The following is a 24,086-nucleotide window of genomic DNA, read 5'->3' as shown; positions in this document are numbered from 1 at the left end:
CGCGGCCCCCAGTCCCATCGTGTGCGACCCGGCTCCGGCATGATGCCCGCATGCAGGCGCGGCCCGGGTTCCATCTCTATCACTCCAATGCGCTGGACGTGCTCGCGGGCCTGCTGGCGGCGCAGGTGGCGCAGCCGCATGCCGATGGCGACTGGCTGCGCCCGGACGTGGTGCTGGTGCCGCAGTTCTCGATGCGCCGCTGGCTGCAGCAGGCGCTGGCCGAGCATTCGGGGATCTGCGCCAACCTGGAGTTCCTGACCCCCGGCGAATTCGTCGAACGTGCGCTCGACGCGCAGCTGGGCGCAGCCGGCGCCGACCAGCGCCTGGCGCCCGAGGTGCTGCGCTGGCACATCCTGCGCGAGCTGCGGCAGCGTCCGCCTGCGGCGTTGGCCGGTTTCCTGGGCGACGCAGCCAACCCGTTCGAAGGCGGGCGCAAGGCCTGGTCGCTGGCGCGCGCGCTGGCCGACACCTTCGAGAAATACCAGGCCTGGCGCCGCGACTGGCTGCTGGCCTGGGAGTCCCGTTCCAGCCACGGCGCCGCGCGCGACGACTGGCAGGCCACGCTGTGGCGACGCATCGCGAAGGATCGTGCGCACCGCGCGCGCCGGATCGACGACTACCTGCGCGCGCTCGGCGCCGGCGCGGTGCCCGCGGGCCTGCCGCCGCGGCTGTTCGTGTTCGCCTGCCAGAACGTCTCGCCCGACGTGCTGCAGCTCATCGCCAGCCAGGCGCGCGCGGGGGAACAGCACTTCTATCTGCACACGCCCGCGCGCGCCTACTGGGGCGATCTGTCGCGCTATGGCGCGCACTACGCGCCCGCCGACGACGATGCCTTCCTCGGCGCGGCCAATCCCAATCCACTGCTCGCGGCCTGGGGCCTGTCCGGCCGCGACTTCGTCGCCGCGCTCGGCGGCGGCGAGCTGGTGCGCCCGGACTTCGAGCTGGTGCCATTCGCCGAACCGCCGCGCGACACCCTGCTCGGCAGGCTGCAGGCCGACGTGCTCGACAACGTCGAGTTCGACCCGCGCGCGCACCGCGATGCCGGCTGGCCGCGCGCGCAGGTGGATCGCACGGATGCGAGTCTGCAGTTCCACGCCTGCCACACCCGGCTGCGCGAGGTGCAAGTACTGCACGACCAGCTGCGCGCGCTGCTGGAGGCGCCGGGCACGCCGGAACGCCCACAGCTGCAGTCGCGCGACATCGCGGTGCTGGCGCCGGACATCGATCTGTACGCGCCGCATATCGAAGCCGTGTTCGGCGGCGCGCTCGGCACGCCGCGCGAGATCCCCTACACCATCGCCGACACCAGCCCGCTGGCGAGCGCGCCGCTGGCCGAAGCCTTCCTGCGCCTGCTCGAAGCGCCGCTGCGTCCGCTCTCGGTCGGCGACGTGATCGATCTGCTGGCGGTGCCGGCGGTGGCCGCGCGCTTCGACGTGGACGATGCCGGCCGCGGCGCGCTGCAGGATTGGCTGGAATCGGCCGGCGCGCGCTTCGGCCTGGACGCCGCCGACCGCACCGCCGCGCAGGCCGGGGGCGGCAACGCCTACACGGTGGAATTCGCGCTCGATCGCCTGCTATTGGGTTACGCGACGGGCGCGGAAGAGGATGTCGGCCCAGGCGCCGATGCGGTGGCGCCCTGGCCGGAGCTGGAAGGCCAGGCCGCCGACGCGCTCGACGCCGCGCTGTGCCTGCTCGCGCTGCTGCGCGAGGCGCGCGACCGGCTCGCCGGCGAACAGACGCCGGCGCGCTGGCAGCAGCTGCTCGAAGACCTGCTCGAACGCGCGTTCGCGCCCGAGCGCGACAGCGCCGATGCCGCCGTGCTCAAGCGCCTGCGCAGGGCGATCGCCGGCTTCGCGCAGGGCGCGCGCGAGGCCGGCTTCGACCTGCCGGTCGAGCACGCGGTGGTGCTCGAACAGCTGCGCGCGGAACTGTCGTCCAGCGATGCGCGCGCGCCGTTCCTGTCCGGCGGCGTGTGCTTCGGGCGCATGGTGCCGATGCGGCTGATCCCGTTCCAGGTGGTGTGCGTGCTGGGGCTGGAGGAAAGCGCCTTCCCCGGCCGCGACGCGCGCGATCCGCTCAACCGCATCGCCGCGGCATTGGACACGCGCGAGCGCCGGGTTGGCGATCCGTCGCGCCGCGATGCCGACCGTTACCTGTTCCTGCAGCTGTTCGCCTCCGCCGGTCGCGTGCTGTACCTGAGCTGGTGCGGCATGGATCCACGCGACAACGCGCGCCGCGAACCGTCCGCGGTGCTGAGCGATCTGCTCGATGCCGCCACGGCCTGCCACGCGCCTGAAGACGACACCGACGCCGCGGCGGTACGCGAGGCGCTGGTGGTCCGGCATGCGCTGCAGCCGTTCGCGCCGGCTGCATTCGGCGCCGCGCACGAGGGCGAAGCGCTGCCCGAAGGCATCGTGCACGAGCCGCGCCGCTTCAGCTTCGACGCGCGCTGGCATCCGGCGGCGACAGGGGCGCTTGGTGATCGACCTGTGGGAGCGGCCGGTGAGCCGGCACCGGTGTTCGCGCCGCCCGCACTGCAGCTGCCGCAACGCGCGCACGAAGACGGTGCGTTCGTCGCCCTCGACCGGCTGCGCCGTGCGCTGCTGCGCCCGCATGCGGTGTACCTGCAGGACGGCCTGGGCATGCGCCTGCCAGAGGACGAACCGCCGCTGCCGGAACACGAGCCGCTCGGCGCGCCCGACGCGCTGCAGAACTACGGCCTGCGCCATGCCGTGTTCGAGGCCTGGCTGCGCGCGCGTGGGCGCCCGCCACTGCAGGCGCTGCATGCGCGGTTGCTGGCGCGCGCGCAGGTGGCGCCGGGCGCGGACGGCCGCGCCACCGTGGCGGCGCTGGTCGACGACCTGGCGCCGTTCGCGGATGCGGCCCTGCACGCGGGCTTCGGCGCGGAGGGTGCGCGCGTGTCGTTCCGCACCGGACTCGGGCCCTTCGGCATCGACGGCGCCCTCGACGGCGTCCACGGCCAACGCGTGCTGCGGGTGGTGCTCAATCCCGGCGGCGTGCACGGCGGCCACGCGGTGCGGCACGGGCTCGACCGCCTGTGCGCCGCGCTGCTCGGGCTGGAACTGCACGAGCTGGCGGTGGCGGAGAAGGGCGCCAAACCACGAGTCGAGCCGTACGTCATGCCGGATCCGGATACGGCCAAGGCGATGCTCGCCTCGCTACTGGCCCTGCGCGCGGACGCGTTGCGCGCGCCATTGGTGTTCCTGCCCAAGGCGGGCTGGCGCTATGTGCGCACGCTGGAGGACAAGCGCAGCGAGGAGGCCGCGCTCAAGGCCGCGCGCGAATGCTGGAGCGGGCAGGGCTGGAACGCTAGCCGCGCCGAAGCCGGCGATGCGACCGCGCTCGCGCTGCGCGGCCGCGCGCCGTTCGACGACGCGCTCGATGACGCCACGCGCGAGGCGGCCGAAGCCCGCTTCGCCGCCACTGCGGTCGCCGTCTTCGATGCGCTCGAAGGCCACGGCGCCGTCGACCCGGAGGCGCTGCGATGAGCGCCACCGTGTTCGACACGCCGCTGCGCGCGCGCAGCCTGATCGAGGCCAGCGCCGGCACCGGCAAGACCTGGGCGCTGGCCGGATTGTTCGCGCGCGCGGTGATCGTCGGCAAGCTGCGCGTGCCGCAGATCCTTGCGGTCACCTACACCGTCGCCGCCACCCAGGAACTGCACGAGCGCGTGCGCCTGCGCCTGCAGCAGGCGGCCGCGCTCGCCCGCGGCTGGCAGGCGGGGGATCCGGACGAAGTTGAAGACGATGCGCCCGACACCGCGCTGCTGCGCCGCCTGATCCACAGTGCGGTGCAGGCCGGCGAGTCGCCGGAAGCCTTGCGCCTGCGCCTGTCGCGCGCCGCGCGCGAAATGGACCTGGCCGCGATCACCACCATCCACGGCTTCTGCCAGCGGGTGCTGGCCGAACACGCACTCGCCACCGGCCAGCCACTGCTCGCCGCGGAACTGATTCCGGGCAACGATGCACAGCGCACCGCGCTCGCGGTGGCGCTGTGGCGGGCATGGTCGCGCGATCCGGCCGAGGCCGATTTCCTGCAGCGCTGGTTCGGCGACATCGCAGGTCTCGCCGACGCGCTGCGCACCCTGCTGGCGCCCGAACCGCTGCTGCCGGAAGCGCCTGCGGATGGCTGTGCCCGCCGCGATGCGGCGTGGGGCGCGTTGCGTGCCGAGTTCACTGCCAACGGCGAGGCCGTGCGCGAGGAAATGTTGGCCGCGCTGCGCACTCGCGTGCTGAGCGGAGCCAAGGACAAGCGCATTCCCGTCGATGTGTTGTGCGACTGGCTTGCCGCGCAGGCGGAATCCTCGCCGCTGCATCCACATGCGGAACTGTGGCGGCTGACGCCGGAGGCGATCGAAGCCGCCTACCTCAAGAGCTCGCGCGCCGCCGTGCCGCGCCCGGCGTTGGGTGAACGCATCGCCGACTGGCTGCAGGCGATGGAACGCTGCGACCTGCAGCGCCTGCACGCCCTGCGCGCCGATGCGCGCGCGCGCGATGCTGCCGACAAGCAGGCGTTCCACTATCGCGATTACGACGACCTGGTCGCCGCCGTGCACGCGGCCACCCAGGACCCGGACGTCGCCGACGCACTCGCCGCCGCGCTGCGCGGGCAGTTCCCGCTGGTGCTGGTGGACGAATTCCAGGACACCGACGCGCGCCAGTGGACGATCTTCGAGCGCCTGTTCGATGCCGATCCAAATGGCGACGCCGACGGTGGCGGCCTGCTCCTGGTCGGCGACCCCAAGCAGGCGATCTACCGCTTCCGCGGCGGCGACGTGGAAACCTATCTGCTGGCCGGGCAGGGCGCGCACCGCGCCGACCCACTGCTGCGCAACTTCCGCGCGCGGCCATGCGTGCTGGCCGCGGTCAACGCGCTGTTCGACGCGGAGCGTTTCGGCCAGGATCTCCTCGGCAAGGGCATCGGTTACACGCCCAGCGAACCCGGCCGCGCCGCCGAATGCGATGCGCACCTGCTGCGCGACGATGCGCCCATGCCTGCGCTCACCTTCCACGCCGTGCCGCCGCGCGTGGTGGAAAAGAACGGCAAACCCGAAACGAAGGATTGGGACAAACCCGAGTCCACCCGCATCGCCGCGCGCTTGTGCGCGCAGGCCATCGCCGGCCTGCTGCGCGACGCGCAGGGCGGCCGCGCCTCGCGCTTCGACGGCGCCGCGCTGCGCCCGCTGCTGCCGCGCGACATGGCGGTGCTGGTGCGGGTGCACGACGAAGCCGCCGCCGTGCGCCAGGCGCTGGCGGAGGTCGGCGTGCCTGCGGTCAGTGCCGGCCGCGGCAGCCTGTACGCCGGTCCACAGGCGCGCAGCCTGCTCGCGCTGCTGCTTGCGCTGGCCGCACCGGGCGACGAGCGCCGCCTGCGCGCGGCGCTGGCCACGCCGCTGTTCGGTTTCGACGCCGCCGCGCTGTGCGCGCTGGAAGACGACGGCGCCGCGCTGCGCCGCTGGCAGGATGACGTCATGCGCTGGCGCCTGCGCTGGGAGCAGCACGGCCCGCAGGCGATGCTGGCCGACGTGCTGGCGCAGCAGGCACCGCGGCTGCTGGCCCAGGCCGAGGGCGAACGCGAACTGACCTACCTGCTGCAGCTGGGCGAACTGATGCAGGAAGCGCGCGCCTCGGCCTTCGACACCCGTGGCCTCGGCCCGCGCGGGCAGATCGACTGGCTGCAGGCGGCGATCGCGCATGCCGATCCGGGCGACGAAACCCAGTGGCCGCGGCTGGAATCCGATGCCGGCCGCGTGCAGATCCTCACCCTGCACGCCAGCAAGGGCCTGGAGTTCCCGCTGGTGTTCCTGCCGTTCGTGGGCATCGGCCGCATGGACGGCGTGCGCGGCAACGTGGTCGATTACCACGCAGGCGATGGCACGCGCGTGCGCCAGTGGAAGACCGAGGACGTGCACGGCAGCGAGCCCGCATGGAAAGACGCCTGCGAGCGTTCGAAGATCGAAGCCGACGCCGAGGACATGCGCCTGCTCTACGTCGGCCTGACCCGCGCGCGCGACGCGCTGTGGCTGTGCGGCGGCGCGTTCGCCAACCATCGCAACACCGCGCTGTTCCGCCTGCTCGGCCGCAGCAACGTGCCCGATGCCGACCTGCAGCGCGCGCTCGACGGCCTGCTCGACCTGCACGCAGGCCTGCCGCCGCCACGCCCCGCACGCCTGCCGCCGCAGCCCGCGCCACCGGTGCCTGCGCCGCGCACGCCAACGCGCACGCTGCGCCGCGACTGGTGGATCCACAGCTTCAGCCAGCTGCACCGGCAGCGCGCGCACGGCACCCTGGTCCCGGTCGACGAGGCCCCGGCCGACGACGAGCGCCCGCTGGCCGTGCTCGAACTCGCACCGACCCGCTTCGGCGGCACCCGCTTCGGCAACGCGCTGCACCAGGCGCTGGAACACGTCGACTTCGCGCGCTGGCGCGACTGCGACGGTGAGCCCGTACCCGAAGGCGAATCGCGCCACCTCGAACAGGCCCTGCGCGACCAGGACTACCCCGACGGCGACCTCGCCGACGGCGTGCGCGAACTGGCAAACCTCGTCGCGCGCACGCTCAACGCGACGTTGCCGGTAACTGCCGCTCCCTCGCCGCTCCCAGCGTCTCTCGAATCCGTTCGTCCTGAGCGTAGCGCCAAAGGCGCGGAGTCGAAGGACGCTTCTGGCCAGGAGCATCCTTCGACTCCGGCGCTGCGCGCCTACGCTCAGGACGAACGGGGTGCAGGGACAGAATCCAGGCGCCCCGTACGGCTGTGCGATATCCCGTCGCACGACCGCATCGCCGAACTCGAATTCCATTTCACCCTCGCCGGCACCGACACCCGCGCCCTGCTCGCACTGCTGCACGCGCACGGCATCGCCCGCGACCGCCGCGACTTCGGCGCGTGGCCGCGGCTGTCGGGCCTGATGAACGGCAAGATCGACCTCACCTGCCGCATCGGTGGCCGCGCCTGGGTGCTCGACTACAAGTCCAACCGCCTGCCGGCGTTTGACCAGGCCAGCCTGGCCCAGGCCATGGTCGCCAGCGAATACGAGCTGCAAGCACTGCTCTACGTCGTGGCCCTGCACCGCTGGCTGCGCCTGCGCCGCGGCGCGGGCTACGACTACGAGCGCGACATCGGCGGCGCGCTGTACCTGTTCTGCCGCGGCCTGGCGCCGGACAGCACGCAGGGCATTGCCACGCTCGCGTTCCCGCGCGCGCTGGTGGAAGGCGTGGACGCGCTGTTCGCAGGAGGCGCCGCATGAGCCGCCCGCCGATCGAATCCGACGCACCGCGCGCGGTCGACGAGGCCTTCGCCGCGCTGTTGCAGCGGCTCGACCCCGCCACCGACCCGCGCGTGCTGCATGCCGCGCGCCGTGCGATGCAGGCGGTGGCGCAGGGGCACGCCGCGCTCGACCTGCACGAACTCGCGCGCGAACCACGTGACGGCGCGAGCGGCCCCGATGCCCTCGAACCCTGGCGCCGCGCGCTACAGGCCTCGCGCTGGGTCGACACGCCCGATGTCGACGCAGCCGCAGCGCCCGACGCACCGCTGGTGCTCGAACGCGACCTGCTCTACCTGCGCCGCTACCGCGAGTACGAACGCCGCCTCGCACTCGGCCTGCGCCGCATCGCCGCGCAGCCGCTCACCGCCAGCGATCTCGCCGCACTCGCACCGCTGTTCGTGCAGCTGTTTCCCACCGCTGCCGCAACCGCGCCGGCGCACGCGGCGGAAACGCCCGAACCGCGCAACCTCGAACTCTTTCCGCTGCCAGCCGCAGAAAGCGGCAAACCCGCCTCGCCCGCGCGTGGAAGCAAAGCAGCGCGCGAATCCACCTCTCCCGTTCACGGGAGAGGTCGCGCCGCAGGCGCGGGTGAGGGCGCCCTTCCCGACAACGACCAACCCCGCGCCGCCGCCCTCGCCCTGGTCCGCAACCTGCTGCTCATCACCGGCGGCCCCGGCACCGGCAAGACCACCACGCTCGCGCGGATGCTAGTGCTGCTCATCGCCCAGCACCGCGCGCTCGACGACGCACCGCCGCGCATCGCGCTGGCCGCGCCCACCGGGCGCGCGGCCGAACGCATGGCCCAGAGCATGGCCCAGGCGCGCGACGCGCTGCATGCGGCCGGCGTCGACGCGGCCCTGCTCGACGCGCTGCCCACCCAGGCGCGCACCCTGCACCGCCTGCTCGGCCCCATCCCCGACCGGCCGCGCTTCCGCCACGACGCCGCACATCCACTCGCCTACGACGTGGTGGTGGTGGACGAAGCTTCGATGGTCGACCTGCCGCTGATGTGCAAGCTGGTCGAAGCCGTGCCCGACGGCGCCCTGCTGGTGCTGGTCGGCGACCCGGACCAGTTGCCCTCGGTCGAAGCCGGCGACGTGCTCGCCTCCATCGTCCAGGCCGCCGGCGACGGCACCCACCTCGCCCCCGCAGACGCCGAAGCCCTGCGCCCCCTGCTCGGCGATAGTGCCCTTGTAGGAGCGGCCCTTGGCCGCGACCACGCAACCGAACCACCCGCCACACCCTTCGCCCACCACCGCGTCCACCTCCGCCGCGGCTGGCGCCAGTCCGAAGCCCTCGACCTTGCCCCGCTCGCTGATGCCGTCCGCGCGGGTAACAGCGCACGCGCACTCGCCCTGCTGCAGGACCAGTCTCTGCGCGGCGTCACCTTCCACCCCGGCCTCACCGATCCGCTGGCCGCTGCCACCCGCGAACCGCTGCTCGCCACCTGGCGCGCGCTCGCCGATGCACACGACCCGCGCGCCGCGCTCGACCAGGCCGCACGCCTGCGCCTGCTCACCGCCGTGCGCGCCGGCCCGCAGGGCGCGGTGCAGCTCAATGCGCGCATCGAGGAGGCACTCGCCGGCACCCAGCGTGACCGCTACTTCCACGGCCGCCTGCTGCTGGTCACCGAAAACAGCTACCGCCACGGCCTGTTCAACGGCGACATCGGCGTGTGCCTGCGCGACGCCGGCGGCGCGCTGGTGGCCTGGTTCGCCAACGGCACGGATGTGCGCGGCTTCCACCCCGGTACCCTGCCCGCGCACGAGGGCGCCTTCGCCATGACCGTGCACAAGGCCCAGGGCTCGGAATTCGACGCGGTGTGGCTGCTGCTCCCCACCCGCCCCAACCGTGTGCTCTCGCGCGAGCTCATCTACACAGGCATCACCCGCGCCCGGCGCGAGCTGCACGTGGCCGGCAGCGCGGAAGTGATCGAAGCCGCGCTGGCGTGGCACGTGGGTCGGTGGTCGGGGTTGGGGTGGCGCCTCTCTTCTTGAAGACCTGGCTGTCAGCTGCACCCGCACCGGGCCCCGCTATGCCGGCGCCGATGCCGAAGTCAAACGCTCGTGCAGCGGTTTTCTGTAGCCTCGGCTCACCGGCAGCTCGACCCCGCTGCGCAGCACCACCGCATATTCCCCCGAGCTTTGCAGCTCGAGACCGCGGATCCGCTCGAAGTTGACGATGGTCGAGCGGTGGATGCGGATGAAGCTCTCGCCCAGGTCGCGTTCGAGTTCCGACAGTGTGCGGCGGATCACGTGCGTCTCGCGTCCGATGTGCAGGCAGGCGTAGTAGCTCGCGGCTTCCACCCAGTCGATGTCCGCCACATCGACGAACAGCAGCCGGCCCGGCGATTTGACCGCGATCCGGCGCGGCGCCTGCCGATGTGCGGCGTAGTGCGCGATCTTTTCCTTCGCGCGGGCCAACGCCCGCATGAAGCGCGCATCGTCGAAGGGCTTGAGCAGATAGTCGAGCGCGCCGGCCTCGAACGCACGCAGCGCATGTTCGTCGTGGGCGGTCACGAAGATGATCGTGCGCGGCAGGTCGGTGCCCAGCGATTCCAGCACATCGAAGCCGCCGCACTCGGGCATCTGCACGTCCAGGAACACCAGATCGGGTTTGCGCTGGCGAATGGCCGCGATGGCCTCTGCGCCCGAGGCGCATTCCTCGATCGCTCCGATGTCGGAGTCATTGCGCAGCAGGAGCGTGAGATTGCGCCGGGCCAGCGGCTCGTCGTCGACGACGAGCGTGCTGATCGTGCCGCCGCCGCGTTCGGACGCCGTCATGCGCCTGCCGCCAACGGCAGCGTCACCACCACTTCCACGCCGCCCGCCACGTTCCCGACGCGCAGGCTGGCCGCATCGCCGTGCATGATCTGCAGCCGCCTGCGCAGGTTCGCCAGGCCGACGCCGGCGCCCTTCGAATCCCAGTCGTCCGCGACCGCCGCGCCGTCGTTGTAGACGCTCAGACGCAGCGCCGCGTCTTCCCTCGCTGCCGCAACCTGCACCGCGCCGCCCGCCACCCGCTCGGCGATCCCATGCTTGATCGCGTTCTCCACCAGCGGCTGCAGCAGCAGGCTCGGCACCCGCGTGCCCATCAGCGCTTCCGGAATCTCCATGCTGTAGGCAAGGCGCTCGCCAAAGCGCACCTTCTGGATGTCGATGTAGCGCTGCAGGTACTCGACCTCCTCGGCGAGCGTCACCTCCGGCCGGTGGAAGTCCTGCGACGCGCGCCGCAGGATTTCGCTCAGGCCCACGATCATGCTCACCGCCGCCGGATTGCGCCCATCGCGCACCAGCCCGGCGATGGAATTGAGCGTGTTGAACATGAAGTGCGGCTCCATCTGGCGCGACAGCGCCGCCAGCTGCGCTTTCGACAGCTCCGCGTTGAGCTGCGCGGCCTCGGTCACCTTGCGCGCCACCTTGTCGCGCGAGTCCACCAGGTAGGTGATGGTCAGGATCAGCGCATAGGCGAACACGCAGATCAGCCCGTGAAAGATCAGCGTTGCGCCCAGGGTGTCGAAAAACTCCGGCGCCTGGCGATGGGTCCAGGGGTTGAACAGCATCTGGATCGCCGCCGACCACGCCTCCGCGATCACGGTGATCGCGAGCAGCGCAGACAGATGGGCCGCGATGCCGCGCGCCGTGGGCGCCGGAACCAGCGGTTGGCGCCGGGCCAGGCCGATGACGAACGGGGTGGCCAGCGCCCAGGGCAGCCACGCGGCCACCTCGGTCGCGAACAGCAGCCACTCTCCGCCGCGCTTGCCCAGCGCATGCAGGATGAAGACCGACTGCGTGGCCTCGAACACCGCGCCGGCAAACCAGAACACGGCGATCCATCGCCAGCTGATGGTCTGCGCGGACGGAGCAGCGGCGTGGTCCATGGCGGCGATCTTAGTCCAGGACCAGGCGGGCGCCGCGCCGATGCAGCGAACCGCCAGATGCCTGCAGCGAGCTGCCTTCGCCGACGCGATCGGCGCCCCTAGGCTGGGCGCGGTCACGGCGAGAGGAGCACTGCATGCACGACGCGCGCGCCCGGTTGTCTGCGCGGATGCCTTCGCGGTGGTGCGCGCGGTGTGCCATGCGCGTCAATGCCTGTGCACCACCGACACGGATCGCAATCATCGTGCTGGCATGTGCCGCCACCGCACCGGCCGCTGCCCAGGACAACGCGGTCAGCAGCGCCGCCGACGCCTTCGGCGAGCGCGCCGGGATCGAGCAATCGGGTCTGTATACCGAAAGCCAGGTGCGCGGCTTCGACCTCAACGACAGCGGCGCCTATCGCATCGACGACGCCTATTTCAGCCGCGCCGGTCCGCCGGACGACACGGTGCTGTCGGGGGTGGGCGTGCGCGTGGGCGTCAACGCCGCCAGGCTCGCCTATCCGTCGCCCTCGGGCGTGGTGAACTACCGGCTGCGCGAAGCCGGGCCGGCCAACGAACTGCGGCTGGGCGCGGGCTTTCGCGACTTCGGCACGCGCGTCGTGCAGGGCGATGTCTCGTGGCGCGCCGGCGCGCTCAGCCTTGCCGGCGGCTTCTCGCGGCGCCCGCTGTGGCGTCTGCCGAAGGGGGAGGAAGGACAAGCAACCAACTATGGCCTGGTGGCCGGCTGGGACCTCGCGCCCGGTCACCGGCTGCGGGCGTTCGGCTCGGTCAACCAGCGCCACTACGACGGCGACTTTGCGGTGATCGCCAGCGCGGGTGCGATCCCGCCCAACCTGCGCAAGCTGCATCAATACTCGCCGGACTGGGCGCACACCGCCGCCAGGACCACCAACCTCGGCCTGCTCTACCGCGGCGAGCTGCGCGGCTTCACCATCGATGCGTCGGCATTCCGCTCGATCTTCGACATCGACAATGCGGACATGACCCTGATCGCGTCGGACGCGCAGGGCAACGCCACCGCCACCACGCTGCGCACCCCGAAGCGCGACTACAAGCTCGCCGATACCGGCGAAACCCGGCTGGAGCGCGCGTTCGCTGCGGGCGATCTCGAACACCGCGTCACCCTGGCGCTGCGCGGCCGGCGCACCACCACCGGGCTCGCCTCCAGCCTCGCCGTTGCGCTGGGCGAATTCGACCTCGCCACGGGCGATCCGCCGGACGTGCCGGAACGCCCGTGGTCCGGCACCCGCGGCGAAGACACCGTCACCCAGACCACCGCCTCGGCCGGTTATGGCCTGGCCTGGCGCGACCGGGTGCAACTGCGCCTCGCCGCGCACCGCACGCGCTATCACAAGACCGTGCACTCCACGAGCGGCGCGACGAGCGAGCGCACCAGCCGGACGCCGCACTACAACCTGTCCGCCGTGGTCAACCTGAGCGACCGCGCCGCACTGTTCGGCAGCTGGGTGACGGGCCTGGAAGAAAGCGGCTCGGCGCCCGCCTCCGCGATCAACCGCGAGGAAGTGCTGCCGCCGGTGGAAGCCGAGCAGTTCGAGCTGGGCGCGCGCTACGCGCTGTCGCCGCGGCTGACTTTGATCGGCGCGCTGTTCGACGTGTCCAAGCCCAGCCAGGGGTTTCGGCTCGACCGCAGCTTCGGCGTCGTCGGGCAGGTGCGCCATCGCGGCTTCGAGGCCTCGATCGCGGGCGAGCTCGGCGCCGACACCAGCCTGCTGGCGGGCGTGGTCGCGTTCGAGTCCGAACTCACCGGCACGCTGGTGGATGCGGGCCTGGCCGGATCGCACGACGTGGGCGTCTCCCAGCGCGTGGCCAACGCCACCCTGGTGCGCCGGTTCGGCAAGGACTGGGCGCTGGACGCAACGCTCAGCTACATGGGCGAGCGCTGGGCCGACACCGCCAACAGCTTCAAGGCGCCAGCCGTGACCACGCTGAGCCTGGGCCTGCGCCATGGCTTCATGCTCGGCGGCCACCGCGCCGACCTGCGGATCCTGGGTTCCAACCTGCTCGGCGAGGAGGGCTACCTCGTCGCCTCGTCCGGGCTGCTGTCGCCGGTCTCGCCGCGCACCGTGCGGGCGGTGCTTACGGTGGCGTTTGGCGCGAACGATTAGGACACCCCGCCCGCGCACGAGGTCGCCTTCGCCATGATCGTGCACAAGGCCCAGGGTTCGGAATTCGACGCGGTGTGGTTGCTGCTCCCCACCCGCTCCAACCGCGTGCTCTCGCGCGAGCTCACCTACACCGGCATCACCCGCGCGCGGCGCGAGCTGCACGTGGCGGGTGGTGTGGAAGTGATCGAAGCCGCGCTGGCGCGGCACGTGGGGCGGTGGTCGGGGTTGGGGTGGCGGTTGAACTCAATTTGATGTGTGGCCGCTTCCGACCCAAAGCAGACGCCTAGCGCCTCAATGCGTTGCCCGCCGCTTCATACAAAATACGGCCGACATTTTCGAGCGTCTCTGAACGAACAGCCGCGTATTGCCAGTAGAGAGGCACGTCCAGCCAGCGCCCAGTCTCCAATGTGACCACTTGCTTCGACCCAACTGCCGAGCTGATGAGCGTTTCCGGTGCAAGGCACCAGCCGAGGCCAAGAGCAGCGGCTTCAACGAAACCGGTTGACGTCGGCAAGTAGTGCACTGGTGGATTGATGCGTGCCTTGGAGATTCGTCGAATGAATCTCCATTGCAGGTCATCCTTTCGGTCGAAGACGATGAGGGGCGCATCAGCCAATGCCTGGGCAGTCACACCATCGCTGAAATACTTGTCGGTGAGGGCTGGCGAGGCAATGGCGTGATAACGCATCTTTCCCAAGGCCTCCACATTGCAGCCCTGGATTGGCTTGGATTGACCAGTAACGGCGCCGAGCACCGTACCGTTGCGGAGCATTTCGTGAGTGTGGTCTTGGTCGTCCACCCGCACATCGAACAGGTAGCCGTGAGCGTGATGGAGCCGCGCCAATCCTTCTAGAAACCAAGTCTGGAGCGAGTCTGCATTGATGGCGATCGGGATTGCCCGAGCTGCGGTGTCATTGGCCGGTAGGAAGTCAGTCATTGCTTCGGCTTCTAGAACCTGCATGGGACGGACTCGTCGCAACAAGCGTTCCCCTGCTGGCGTCGGCCGGCACGGCAGTTGACGCACCACGAGGGCCTGCCCCAGGCGGTCCTCCAAGGCCTTGAGGCGTTGGGAGATGGCGGACGACGTCACCGAAAGACGCCGGGCTGCTCCTTCAAAGCTGCCTTCTTCCAGGACAGCCGCAAAGGCAGCGAGCTGGGGATGCAGAAGATCCATAGAAAGTTTGCCAAGGTTAGAAAACCTAATGATGATAAAGAATTATTAGCTGGTCTGAAGTAGGCGGGCGCGGCAACCTCGTCCTATGGATTTGGTAGGAGCCCATTTCATGTACTTCACAGCCGCACTCGTTGGCTTCGCTGCAAGCGCAGGTCTGATCATTGCCATTGGTTCTCAAAACGCCTTCGTGCTTCGACAGGGGCTGCTGCAGCGGAATGTTGGGTTGGTCGTGGCAACCTGCACCTTCGGCGACATTACACTGATCCTTTGTGGTGTCCTCGGTGTCGGTGCCGTAGTCCGCGAATGGCCCGCACTGCTGCAGGTCCTGCGATTCGGCGGGGCGGCATTCCTCGCTGTCTATGGCGCGATGGCCGCCCGACGCGCATGGAACGGTTCAGGCGGCCTGGCACCTGATGCAGGCAGCTCAAGCGCGCGCCGCATTCTGTTCGCATGCCTCGCCTTCACGTTCCTCAATCCGCACGTCTATCTGGACACAATGATTCTGCTCGGGGGCATATCGACCCGCTATGTGGGCCCGGCGCAGTGGGCATTCGCCGTCGGTGCCTGCGTGGCGAGTGTCGCGTGGTTCTCGGCCCTCGGTTACGGCTCGCGTCTTCTCTTGCCGATGTTCAAAAGTCCGCGTGCCTGGCAAGTGCTAGACGGTTTCGTTGCCGTATTCATGCTGGCCCTTTCCCTGTTGCTCCTCCTGCGCCCGATTGATTGATAGCTCAGTCTTGAACCGGAGTCTCCATGTATCTCCCGCAACTTTTCACTGAATCTCATCCCGAGGAGCTGCATCGCATCATCTGCGAGCATCCGCTGGGTGTGCTCGTGACCCACACGGGCGACGGACTTGAGGCCAATCACCTGCCGTTCGTCCTCGACGCCAACCGCGGACCCTCGGGAACCTTGCTGGCACACGTGGCCCGGGCAAACCCCATTTGGCAGGAAGTACGGAACGGCGACCGCGTTTTGGTCGTCTTCCGCGGGGTTCAAGGCTATATCTCGCCGAACTGGTATCCCAGCAAGCATGAGACGCATCGGCACGTGCCCACGTGGAATTACGAGATCGTCCATGCCCACGGACGCATAAACGTCTTCGACGACGAGAAGTTCGTCCGGGGCATGGTCGCGAAGCTGACCCGACAGAGCGAGGCTGGGGAACCAAAACCGTGGAAGATGGGTGACGCCCCTGCGGATTACCTGACCGACCAGCTCAGCCAGATCGTCGGCATCGAGGTTGAGCTCGATCGCGTTGAAGGCAAGCGCAAGCTCAGCCAGAACCGGGACGCCCGGGACTTCAACGGCACAGTCAGCACCCTTGACGAGCGCGGCCATGCATCACTGGCTGCCGCGATGAGGCGCAGCCGGATTTCGATGGGTGAAAGCCATGAATGACCGCACCCAATGGCATCACGATTCCTGGCTGGTGCACGCAGGGCGCCATACCGAACCAGGTTCACCGCTCAATGTGCCTCTGGTTCCCGCATCCAACTTCATCATCGGGCAAGGGCGCGAGTATTCCCGGGATGACGGTACTCCCACATGGGAAGCCCTGGAGAGCATTGTTGGAGGTCTAGAAGGCGGCATGGCCATTGCGTTCAGCTCGGGAATGGCCGCCATCGCCGCTGTGTTCGATTCGCTGGCGGTCGGTTCCGAGGTTGTCCTGCCAGATGACTGCTATCAGGGTGTCGCTGGTTTGGCGATGGACGGGGCGGTGCGAGGGCGATGGACCGTCACCCGCTTGGCGATGGACGACACCGTTGCATGGGTCGAGGCATGCAGGTCGGCCGATCTCGTCTGGCTGGAGTCGCCTTCCAATCCGCTGCTCGCCGTCGCGGACCTCGAGGCGATATGCGCGGCACCCAGGAAGCAGGGGGCGATCGTTGCGGTCGATAACACCTTCGCGACTCCACTCAATCAACAGCCCCTGGCCTTCGGCGCGACGATCTCGATCCAGTCCGCTACCAAGTTCATTGGCGGACACTCGGACTTGTTGGCTGGACTTGCCACGGCTCGGGACGAGTCGCTCTGGCACCAGCTCAAAAAGACTCGTGAACTCACTGGCGCAACGCCAGGCACCCTCGAAGCATTTCTTGCCGCGCGGGGTGCACGGACTTTGGCCCTTCGGCTTGAGCGTGCACAGGCTTCAGCCGCCATCCTTGCCGAACGGCTTGCATCCCATCCACGAGTGAGTTGCGTGCGCTACCCGGGGCTTGCGAGCCACCCTACGCATGCGACTGCAAAGCGGGTGCTCAAGGGTTTCGGCACCATCATCTCTTTCGATGTTGCCGGCGATGCCGCATCGGCGGACGCCGTTTGCCGCGAGACAGAACTCATCCACCACGCAACAAGCCTTGGTGCCGTGGAATCCACGATGGAGCGTCGGGCAGCTATCCCAGGGCAGGAACATCTTCCGCCGTCTTTGCTCAGGCTCAGCGTGGGCGTCGAAAACGTCGATGACCTTTGGGTGGATCTGAGTTCGGCTCTCAACGGTTGAGCACATGGATGTCTGCTATTGGTCGATAACGGTCGTTGCTCATCCGCTGGGGCGAGCTTGAAAAGTGATCCTGACCCCGTTCTCCACGCTGCTCACTGCGATGACTCTCCGCGATAGCGCATCGCCACATCGCAGCGTTCGTATCGCGCGCCGTAGCGGGCCATGATGTCCGCATCGTGCTGGAAGCCCAGCTTCTCGTACAGGTGAATGGCCGCGGCGCACTTGGCGTTGGTGAGCAGGTACAGCGGGTCGGCGCCCAGCGCCATGGCGCGTTCGATGACGGCTGCCAGCAGGAACTCGCCGGCCTTCAATCCGCGCGCGGATTCGCGCACGCCCATCTTGGTCAGCTCGTACGCCGTGGGCCCGGTCTTCTGCAGCGCGCACGTGCCCACGATGCCCAGCCCGGGCGCCTCGACGAACAGGATCACCCCACCGGCATCGATGATCTTCGCGCGCGGGTTGTCCAGCACCTCCCGGTCGGTGTCTTCGAGCCGGAACATCGCAGTGATCCACTCGGCGTTGATGTCGCGGAAGTGGATCGCAAGGTCGCCGCTGTATTCGTGGATGGTGAGGCCGTCGCTCATCGCGCACTCTGCTGGGTAGGCAAGTCCAGGGACAGATCAAACCCGGGGCGGCCGCCGACGGCAAGGGCCGGAAGAGGCGGGCTGCCCGGCACCATTCTGCGCCCGGCGCGACCTGCATGTAGCGGGGAGTGCGGAAGTGATCGAAGCCGCACTAGCGCGGCATGTGGGGTGGTGGTCGGGGTTGGGGTGGCGTCTAGGTTCCCATAGGAGTGTGAACGCAGATCCCGAGATTTACGCATAGAGATCAGGGGCTAGAAGTCAGTGCCCATCGATTAACTCTATTCTTCTGCCAGCTTTGCATCGATATATTGGATTACTGCTCGCGCGGCGTTGATTGCAAGTGCGGCGTCATTCCGATCTAGCAGATTCTCATTAGCATGCGCCAGGCTTCCGCGGTTCCTCGCAGGGTTGAGTGCGTCGATGATGTTCCCAAGCGAATTCAATATCCTCGACATGGTGTCGCTGTGTGCACTCTCCCGCAGCCGAGGATGGTGCTGCTGTAACCCCTTGAAGAGCAGGGTGATCTTGGCGTCTTCTGGAATTGAAATGGAGTACCGGGCACAGGCGGCCTTCAAATACGCATGTAGCGCCGTGTGAACGCGATCAACAGCGCTGGTGGGGCCGCTTCGTTCGATTAGCAGCGCTGCGTCTGCGAGAGCCCGGCGCACAACATCGCTCGTGATCCTTGGATCAGATTGATCTACGGAGAGATCAGACGAACACTTCTTGATCAGCGCAATTAGTTGCGCATAGCTAGCCTTTGTTCGGTGCGGTTCGGAGTCAGGAGGATATCGCTTTGCGATGCCTCGCAGGATGGCCGCTTGCACTGCAGCGTTGCTACCGGAGACAACACTGATGAACTTCTCTCGCGTCGTTTTGCCGGGATAGGTATCAGGATCGATGTTCAGATCACAAAAGGACGAATAAAACTCCCGATGGGTCCGGTAGCTAAAGTCCCCCAGGTATCCCTCTGACACGCCAATGTAGGACGACACGAGCCAGTGAATCTCGCTGCTGGCAAGCCGCCCTGCGCGGGTATCGTTCAATCCGATGGCCATGTCTAGATCACCCAGTCCATTCGGCGCACTATAGCGGCGCCGCACCAGGCTAGTTCATGGGCGGAAGGTCGTATTCTGGCCCAGGGGAGGGCGGCAGGATGAACGATGAGGTCGGGGTTCAACAGGAAGAGGTCGCCGCACTTCGGGGATCGGGCACGCTGCTGGAGAAGATCGAGCGGGCCAGACTCGAGCTGCTGGACCTCTCGACTCGCAATCGGCTCTTGCATACGCCTCGGGGCGGTCGGGCAAAAATCGTCGAGGTGGTCAATGAGTTGGCCAAGCCGATGTATGACACGCTGGTCGTGTCAGGCAAGAGATTTACATTCTCCGCGGGCCGAGCTGATCCTGTAGCTGAGCTTGTCTCTGATCCCCTCGCGGATACAGAAGTTATCGAGATCAACACGGTCGATGCCTCCGTGGACCAAGAGCTCATTGCCCAGCCAGATTTCGAGCTGGACGAGTCAGGCAGGGTCGCAAAGCATTGGGATGACCAACTACAGACCCGGATGACCTCGTCCGGTCTGCAAAAGCGACTACTCGATCTCTACATTGATGCGCGCACGCTCGAAGAAGAGCAAGGCGTCAACATCCTGTTCTTAGCTATCGGTTATTTGAAGTGGCGCGCCCCTTCCACGCCCAATGACGATCGTTTCGCGCCACTGGTTCTCGTCCCAGTGCATTTGGAACGCAGCAATGCTGGCGAGAAATTCCACCTCCGCTGGGCTGGCGAAGACATCCAGGCGAATCTGTCATTACAACTTTACTTGCATCGCCAATTCGAGCTGAGGCTGCCTGATATCGTCGATTTCGAGACACTCGACATCGACGCATATCTCGAGCAAGTGAGCCAAATGGTGTCGGGGAAGGCGCACTGGGAGGTGCTTCCCAACGAGGCGGTTCTCGGCCTCTTCTCGTTTGCTAAATTCATGATGTATCGCGACCTCGATCCGGCCCAATGGCGGGCGAGCGGGGGATTTGAGTCGCGATCGTCGCTGCGGGGCGTGGTTTCGGATGGCTTCCCCGGATCAATACTCTCTAACGACAACATCAACATCGATCCGGTGATCCCGCCTGGCCAGATGGTCCACGTAGTGGATTGCGATAGTTCACAGGCACTGGTTGTGCACGATGTTCGGCGAGGTACAAGCATCTTGGTCCAAGGACCGCCAGGCACGGGCAAGTCGCAGACGATCGCCAACATTATCGCTACGGCCGTCGCCGACAAGAAGAAGGTGCTCTTCGTTGCGGAGAAAATGGCCGCATTGGACGTCGTCAAACGGCGGCTCGATCAGGCAGACATCGGCGTTGCCTGCCTGGAGCTGCATAGCAGCAAGGCCAACAAACGAGCAGTGCTGGACGATCTGCGCCGCACATGGCAACTCGGTCAGCCGCGAGTAGACGATGGTCGACCGATTGTTCAACAGCTTACCGAGGCTCGGGACGAGCTCAACGAGCACGCGATCCGGCTGCATCGGGTCTATGAGCCTGCCAAGTTGACGCCATTTGAGGTATTCGGCCACCTCTTGCGATTGCGCCGAGAGGGCTACACTACAAGGCGAGTCGAGCTTGACGGTTCTCTCTCTTGGGCACCACACGAAAAAGAAGCGCGTGAGGAACTGCTACGAGATCTTGTCATCCGCATTGACGAGATGGGGCGGCCGGCGGATCACAGCTGGGCCGGCGTGGGTATCCGTGGCCTGCTGCCCAATGGACGCGATCGCATCCTTGAATTGGTCGGCTCGCTTGCTCACGACCTGGATACCTGGCGTGATCGTGCTGTCGCGCTGTTCCGCGCGTTGGAGCTCGACGCGCCCCAGCAATTCGTTGAGACTGAGGAGGCGCGAAAACGCAGCGAGCGATTGGTTGCCGCCCCTCAGATGGGTGGCCGGGCATTCCTTGCACCCGTATGGGATCAGACAGGTGCGGTCGATGCGCTAATCGAGGAGCTTGCGCTCGCGCAGAAATTGCATGCGGAGGCTCTCACGCTCGCCTCTGCAGATGCCTTGGAAATCAACTGGTCCGAAACGCAGGCGGCGCTCGCCGAGCTGTCGCCTGAGTTCGAGCTGGGCCGCGAAGGCGCGGCGCTAGCTGACATCAATCGTGCCGTCGATCGCATCCTGCCTGACCTGACGCGCCTTGCCCAACTTTTGGGCGAGCGCGATGTCCTTACCCTCGATACGGCGATTCGACTGGCGGCGATCGGCGAGCGCGCGGCCACCATTCCAGAGATTGAGCGCGCCTCGCTGGTGGCTCACATCTGGGATCGGGGTGTGGACTCCATTGAGGATCTAATCGAAGCGGTCGATCGGGTACAGGCCGGCAAGCGATCGCTGTCGGGCGTATTTCGTGAGGCGGCGTGGAGTCAGGAACTCGAGGAGTCGCGGTCCTACATGGCGACCGTCGGGACGAGTTGGCTACGTGTATTCAATGGCCACTGGCGCCGTTCCAATCGCCTCGTACGATCCTTCTTGGTCAACCCAAAACTTCCAGCGGATCACATTCTTCGATCACTGGACGGGCTGATCGATGCGCAGGCCGCACAGCGCAAGATCGCGGAGCGTGATGGGCAAGGCGCAGAGGCCTTCGGGACGGGCTGGCAGCGCGAGCGATCCGACACGTCGTTTCTTCGTGGCGTGGCGAACTGGATGCGCTCGCTCCGCCCTCTAGGAAGTGGGGTGCGCGAACGCTTGGCCGACGTTGCCGATCGCCAGTTGGCGAGCGAGTTGGCCGCCCGTGTGCTGCCGGTACTGGATGAGGTGAAAGTCAGGCTCACACCCATCAGCGAGGCCTTGATCGCCGCCGAGCGGCGGCCGTGGGGTGAGGAGACCGTGCTCCGGCGCGTTCCGCTCACCGCGGCTAAGGCCAAGACGGCGATCTGGAGAGCCGCTTTAGAGAAGTGCCGATATCTTGCCAAGTCAGACACGCTCACCATCAAAGGTGCGGCTGCTGACATTCTACGCCTTGTTCAAGCCCAGCATGCCCTTCAATTGCTGGCCACGAAGTCGGAACAGGGAGAGTCTGCATTTGGCCTACTGTGGAGCGGCGTGGGATCTGATCTCGTGGCGCTGGATGCCGCCACAGCATGGATTCACGAGAACGAAGCTCTGCGCGGTTTGGCCGCCCGCACTCCCGATGCTACCGAGTGGCTTGCGGCATGCTCGGCACTCGATGGTGAGGCGCACGCGCTCATGGAGCGTACTGCCGCGCTCTTCTCCTCGCTTGAGTTCGAGAGTGCGGACGGCGCGAAGAACCTGAGGGACGCTGATCTGTCGATGCTGTCGACGCGGCTGGAACGCTGGCGGGCAAATCCAGAGGGACTGCCACAATGGGTCGCCTATATGGCGCAAGCCAAGGAGGCTGAGAACAAGGGGCTCAAAGCCGTGGTCCGAGCGCTGGCATCTGGGCACCTGGCTACCGAGCACGCGATCGGGGCCTTCCAGCTCGCCTACTACGAAGATGTGCTGGCGAAGATGGTGAAAGCGGAGCCGGAGCTGGGCAGCTTCGACGGTCAGAAGCAGTCACAGAAGGTCGCGCACTTCTCACAGCTCGACTGGAACCGGATGCTCCTAGCCCGTCGCCAGGTCGTGCGTGCCCACCATGACCAGGTGCCGCAGCGAGGAGGCGCGACAGGTCCGACCGCGATCCTGCTTGCTGAAATGTCCAGGCAGCGCCGGCATATGCCGATTAGGCAGCTCGTGGAGAGGTGCGCGCCGGCAATTCAAGCTCTTAAGCCTGTCTTCATGATGAGTCCGCTGTCGATCGCGCAGTTTCTACCGCCGGGCGTCTTGGAGTTCGACCTGCTAGTGATCGACGAGGCGAGTCAGGTTCAGCCCGTGGACGCCCTGGGAGCGGTGGCTCGCGCTAAGCAGCTGGTGATTGTCGGAGACGAACGGCAGCTGCCGCCAACACGTTTCTTCGCCAAAGTTCTCGGCGACAACCAGAACGACGATGACGAGGGCGCGCCGCCTGCCGATGTTGAGAGCATCCTTGGGCTCTGCCGGGCGCGAGGGTTACCCGAGCGCATGCTGCGTTGGCACTACCGGAGTCGCCACCAGTCGCTAATCGCTGTCTCCAACCGCGAGTTCTACGAAGACCAGTTGTTAATCGTCCCGAGCCCATACACAAGCGAGGGCGGGATGGGTTTGCGATTCAACCACCTGACGGACGCCATATACGATCGCGGCAACACTCGCACTAATCCTGTCGAGGCAAAGGCGGTAGCCGAAGCGGTGATTGAACACGCGCGTAAGTCACCTAACCTGTCCTTAGGCGTCGCTACCTTTTCCACCCAGCAACGAAGGGCGATCGTTGACCATTTGGAAGTGCTGCGCAGGCTCCACCCTGAAACCGAAGGGTTCTTCGCCTCGCACGAGAGTGAACCATTCTTCGTTAAAAGCCTGGAGAACATCCAAGGTGACGAGCGCGACGTAATCTTCATATCGGTGGGGTATGGGCGCGATGCGATGCACAACCTCACTATGAATTTCGGCCCTTTGAGCGCACAGGGCGGCGAGCGTCGACTAAATGTGCTGATCAGTCGCGCCAAATCGCGCTGTGAGGTGTTCTCGTCCATCACCGACGAGGATATTGATATCGAGCGGGCAAAGGGTAAAGGCACCGTTGCGTTCAAGCTCTTCTTGCACTATGCCAGAACAGGCCGACTTGCCATAAATGGTAGGAACAAGGAGGTAGAAGCCAGGGTGTTCGAACAGGAAGTCGAGAATGCCCTGAAGGCGAGCGGCCACCATGTTCACTCACATGTTGGCGAGGCAGGGCTCTTCGTCGATATCGCGGTCTTCGATCCGAAACTTCCCGGTCGCTACATTCTCGGGATCGAATGTGATGGTGGGTGGTATCGCGATGCGCGCAGCGCACGCGATCGCGAACGACTGCGCGAGGCCGCGCTGCGGGACAAGGGATGGACAATCTATCGGGTGTGGAGTTCGGAGTGGTTCCAGCGCCCACAGGCCGAACTCGACAGGCTCATCGCTGCAATCGAAAAGGCCAAGTCTGACGTCAGTCACGAAACAGTTGTTGGCACGGGCTCCAGTCGCGCGGTTCCTGTTGAAGTTCAGACGGTGGAGCGCGGGGAGTTTGTCGAGGTCGGATTGACCGAGATCGATGGGCCCTCCTCCGCAGATCTCTACGAAGAGGCAAGTTTTCCGGTTCCCAACCGTAATTTCGAGTTGCACATGGTCCCAGCTGACATAATGGCGAAGATCGTCAGTGATGTCGTTGGCGTGGAGGGTCCCGTGCATCGTGACGAGGTCGTCGCTCGCATTCGTGGTTTGTGGGGCCTGCAGCGCGCCGGTGGGCGAATACAGTCTGCGATTGATGCGGGAATTGCCACAGCGCTAGGGCAGCGATTGATTGTCAGATCGAACCAGCATTTTCTCTCTTTGCCAGAGCAATCCGTGCGTGTTCGCGATCGCAGCGAAGCTCTCTCTCCGACTCTCCGGAGGCCCGACTAATTGCC

The 24,086-nt window shown here is 66.9% G+C and carries 12 protein-coding genes and 2 pseudogenes; 9 read left to right on the top strand and 5 right to left on the bottom strand.

From position 1 onward, the window contains the following. The first annotated feature begins 50 nt into the window (after positions 1–50). The 3 genes and pseudogenes from recC to recD all read left to right on the top strand — a co-directional run. Positions 51–3,509, top strand: coding sequence for an exodeoxyribonuclease V subunit gamma (gene recC, locus MC375_RS04380; protein ID WP_242102085.1), 3,459 nt, complete (start codon positions 51–53; stop codon positions 3,507–3,509). After that, positions 3,506–7,267 carry an exodeoxyribonuclease V subunit beta gene (locus MC375_RS04375; protein ID WP_242102084.1) on the top strand — a complete coding sequence of 1,254 codons (3,762 nt, stop codon included), beginning with the start codon at positions 3,506–3,508 and terminating at the stop codon, positions 7,265–7,267. The genes recC and MC375_RS04375 overlap by 4 nt, the downstream gene beginning before the upstream one ends. Beyond that, positions 7,264–9,368 (top strand): annotated as a pseudogene (gene recD, locus MC375_RS04370) (exodeoxyribonuclease V subunit alpha); the annotation flags it as partial. The gene MC375_RS04375 and the pseudogene recD, both read left to right, overlap by 4 nt. Here the strand turns inward: recD and MC375_RS04365 are convergent. Further along, positions 9,322–10,071, bottom strand: coding sequence for a response regulator (locus MC375_RS04365; RefSeq protein ID WP_242102083.1), 750 nt, complete (start codon positions 10,069–10,071; stop codon positions 9,322–9,324). The pseudogene recD and the gene MC375_RS04365 overlap by 47 nt on opposite strands. Continuing rightward, positions 10,068–11,168 (bottom strand): histidine kinase, encoded by a 1,101-nt coding sequence (locus tag MC375_RS04360; protein ID WP_242102082.1) that lies wholly within the window; start codon positions 11,166–11,168, stop codon positions 10,068–10,070. The genes MC375_RS04365 and MC375_RS04360 overlap by 4 nt, the downstream gene beginning before the upstream one ends. Before the next feature lie 242 nt (positions 11,169–11,410). On the opposite strand from MC375_RS04360, the gene MC375_RS04355 reads away from it, so the two are divergent. Both MC375_RS04355 and MC375_RS04350 read left to right on the top strand, forming a co-directional pair. Continuing rightward, positions 11,411–13,294, top strand: a complete 1,884-nt coding sequence (locus MC375_RS04355) for a TonB-dependent receptor (protein WP_242102081.1) — start codon at positions 11,411–11,413, stop codon at positions 13,292–13,294. A 9-nt stretch (positions 13,295–13,303) separates the two neighbouring features. Then, positions 13,304–13,540: pseudogene (locus MC375_RS04350) on the top strand (ATP-binding domain-containing protein); the annotation flags it as partial. Between the two features lie 37 nt (positions 13,541–13,577). Here MC375_RS04350 and MC375_RS04345 read toward each other — a convergent pair. Then, positions 13,578–14,468, bottom strand: coding sequence for a LysR family transcriptional regulator ArgP (locus tag MC375_RS04345; RefSeq protein ID WP_242102080.1), 891 nt, complete (start codon positions 14,466–14,468; stop codon positions 13,578–13,580). Between the two features lie 109 nt (positions 14,469–14,577). Here MC375_RS04345 and MC375_RS04340 point away from each other — a divergent pair, with 109 nt between their 5' ends. Genes MC375_RS04340 through MC375_RS04330 form a run of 3 tightly spaced genes read left to right on the top strand, consistent with a single transcriptional unit; the run spans position 14,578 to position 16,968 of the window. Continuing rightward, positions 14,578–15,192 carry a LysE/ArgO family amino acid transporter gene (locus MC375_RS04340; RefSeq protein WP_242102079.1) on the top strand — a complete coding sequence of 205 codons (615 nt, stop codon included), beginning with the start codon at positions 14,578–14,580 and terminating at the stop codon, positions 15,190–15,192. Between the two features lie 26 nt (positions 15,193–15,218). After that, complete coding sequence (locus tag MC375_RS04335; protein WP_242102078.1) at positions 15,219–15,866, top strand: FMN-binding negative transcriptional regulator; 648 nt, start codon at positions 15,219–15,221, stop codon at positions 15,864–15,866. Further along, positions 15,859–16,968, top strand: coding sequence for a PLP-dependent transferase (locus MC375_RS04330; RefSeq protein WP_242102077.1), 1,110 nt, complete (start codon positions 15,859–15,861; stop codon positions 16,966–16,968). The genes MC375_RS04335 and MC375_RS04330 overlap by 8 nt, the downstream gene beginning before the upstream one ends. Before the next feature lie 92 nt (positions 16,969–17,060). Here the strand turns inward: MC375_RS04330 and MC375_RS04325 are convergent, their stop codons facing one another. Further along, entirely contained in the window at positions 17,061–17,552 is a 492-nt protein-coding gene (locus tag MC375_RS04325) for a GNAT family N-acetyltransferase (protein ID WP_242102076.1), read from the bottom strand. A gap of 278 nt (positions 17,553–17,830) precedes the next feature. Further along, on the bottom strand, positions 17,831–18,610 hold the full coding sequence (locus MC375_RS04320) for an abortive infection family protein (protein ID WP_242102075.1): 780 nt from the start codon (positions 18,608–18,610) through the stop codon (positions 17,831–17,833). Between the two features lie 98 nt (positions 18,611–18,708). On the opposite strand from MC375_RS04320, the gene MC375_RS04315 reads away from it, so the two are divergent. Continuing rightward, positions 18,709–24,081, top strand: coding sequence for a DUF3320 domain-containing protein (locus MC375_RS04315; protein ID WP_242102074.1), 5,373 nt, complete (start codon positions 18,709–18,711; stop codon positions 24,079–24,081). Positions 24,082–24,086: the final 5 nt, after the last annotated feature.

Source organism: Lysobacter sp. M2-1 (genome assembly GCF_022662495.1).
In the GTDB taxonomy this organism is placed as follows: Bacteria; Pseudomonadota; Gammaproteobacteria; order Xanthomonadales; family Xanthomonadaceae; genus JAKPBU01.
This window is presented reverse-complemented; position numbering and strand designations above follow the sequence as displayed.